The sequence below is a fragment of the Cognatilysobacter terrigena genome, assembly GCF_004361065.1.
In the GTDB taxonomy this organism is placed as follows: Bacteria; Pseudomonadota; Gammaproteobacteria; order Xanthomonadales; family Xanthomonadaceae; genus Cognatilysobacter; species Cognatilysobacter terrigena.
The window spans coordinates 1-1,375 of the sequence record NZ_SELT01000086.1 but is presented as its reverse complement, the minus strand read 5'-3'; the positions used below and the strand labels follow the sequence as shown (position 1 = coordinate 1,375).

General features: G+C 68.7%; 3 protein-coding genes. 2 read left to right on the top strand and 1 reads right to left on the bottom strand.

Annotated elements, in window-relative coordinates; translation table 11 throughout:
• The coding region (locus tag EVS83_RS15490) for a copper resistance protein B (RefSeq protein WP_166636945.1) at positions 1–664 on the bottom strand (664 nt) is incomplete at its 3' end.
• 61 nt (positions 665–725) lie between these two features.
• Between EVS83_RS15490 and EVS83_RS16115 the strand changes: the two genes are divergently transcribed.
• Together EVS83_RS16115 and EVS83_RS15815 are read left to right on the top strand one after the other, a co-directional pair.
• The gene (locus tag EVS83_RS16115) at positions 726–893 is read left to right on the top strand and encodes a hypothetical protein (RefSeq protein ID WP_166636812.1); all 168 of its coding nucleotides are present in this window, start codon (positions 726–728) and stop codon (positions 891–893) included.
• A gap of 75 nt (positions 894–968) precedes the next feature.
• Positions 969–1,136, top strand: a complete 168-nt coding sequence (locus EVS83_RS15815; RefSeq protein ID WP_166636812.1) for a hypothetical protein — start codon at positions 969–971, stop codon at positions 1,134–1,136.
• Positions 1,137–1,375: the final 239 nt, after the last annotated feature.

The window sequence follows — 1,375 nt, the reverse complement described above, 5'->3', positions numbered from 1 at the left end:
ACCCCAGGCCGCGCGCGGGATCGCTCTTGCCGTAGAGATTCGCTTCGCCCTGCCACTGCAGGATCAAGCGGTTGGTCAGCAACGTGTCGTACTCGGCTTCAAGCGTCGCCGCGGTGCGGCCGCTGCCGCCGATGTAGGCGGTGGCCTCGACTTCGAACTTGTAGGGCGCCAGGCCCTGGACGCCGAAGGCGGCCCAGGTGCGATCCGGGCCCTCGCCGACGTCCTGGCGAACGCCGGCCACGAGGTCCCACCACGGGGTGACGCTGCGGCCGTAAAGCACTTCCAGGTTGCCCTGCTCCACCCGGCCGTCCTCGACGTCGCCTTCGGTGCGCAGCCACGTGCGATGGACGTCGCCGCCGATCCACGCAAGCCCTTCCCAGCCACCGGACTTCGCCGTGTCGGCAACCTCGAGCCGATCGACGAGCCAGAACGAGTTGCTGCGCTTGTCGTGGGCGGGGTGACCGGCACCGAGCGGCATGAACGCGGCCGCGCGATCGGCCTCGGTCACGGCCGGGATCGGCGTGCGCGGGGCCGCATCGGCGGGGAGGTCGGCGGGTGCCTGCATCCCCGGCATCGCCATGGCGCGGTGGTCCATGCCGGACATGTCCATGCCGCTGTGGTCCATGCCCGACATGTCCATCGTCGAGTGATCCATCCCCGACATGTCTGCATCAGCCTTGGCAGGTTCAGTCTGGCCCGGTGGCATCGCCATCGCGCCGTGGTCCATGCCCGACATGTCCATGGCGCTGTGGTCCATGCCCGACATCGCCGCCTCGCCCTTCGCGGGTGTTGCAGGCGTTGCCGGGGGCGCCGGTTTCGTCGCGGCGCCGTGGTCCATGCCGGACATGTCCATGCCGCTGTGGTCCATGCCCGACATGTCCATCGTCGAGTGATCCATCCCCGACATGTCTGCATCAGCCTTGGCAGGTTCAGTCTGGCCCGGTGGCATCGCCATCGCGCCGTGGTCCATGCCCGACATGTCCATGGCGCTGTGGTCCATGCCCGACATCGCCGCCTCGCCCTTCGCGGGTGTTGCAGGCGTTGCCGGGGGCGCCGGTTTCGTCGCGGCGCCGTGGTCCATGCCGGACATGTCCATGCCGCTGTGGTCCATGCCCGACATGTCCATCGTCGAGTGATCCATCCCCGACATGTCTGCATCAGCCTTGGCAGGTTCAGTCTGGCCCGGTGGCATCGCCATCGCGCCGTGGTCCATGCCCGACATGTCCATGGCGCTGTGGTCCATGCCCGACATCGCCGCCTCGCCCTTCGCGGGTGTTGCAGGCGTTGCCGGGGGCGCCGGTTTCGTCGCGGCGCCGTGGTCCATGCCGGACATGTCCATGCCGCTGTGGTCCATGCCCGACATGTCCATCGTCGA

Coding starts and splice junctions, on each gene's coding strand:
- EVS83_RS16115 (WP_166636812.1), top strand. CDS start 726: ATGCCCGACATGTCCATGGCGCTGTGGTCCATGCCCGACATCGCCGCC.
- EVS83_RS15815 (WP_166636812.1), top strand. CDS start 969: ATGCCCGACATGTCCATGGCGCTGTGGTCCATGCCCGACATCGCCGCC.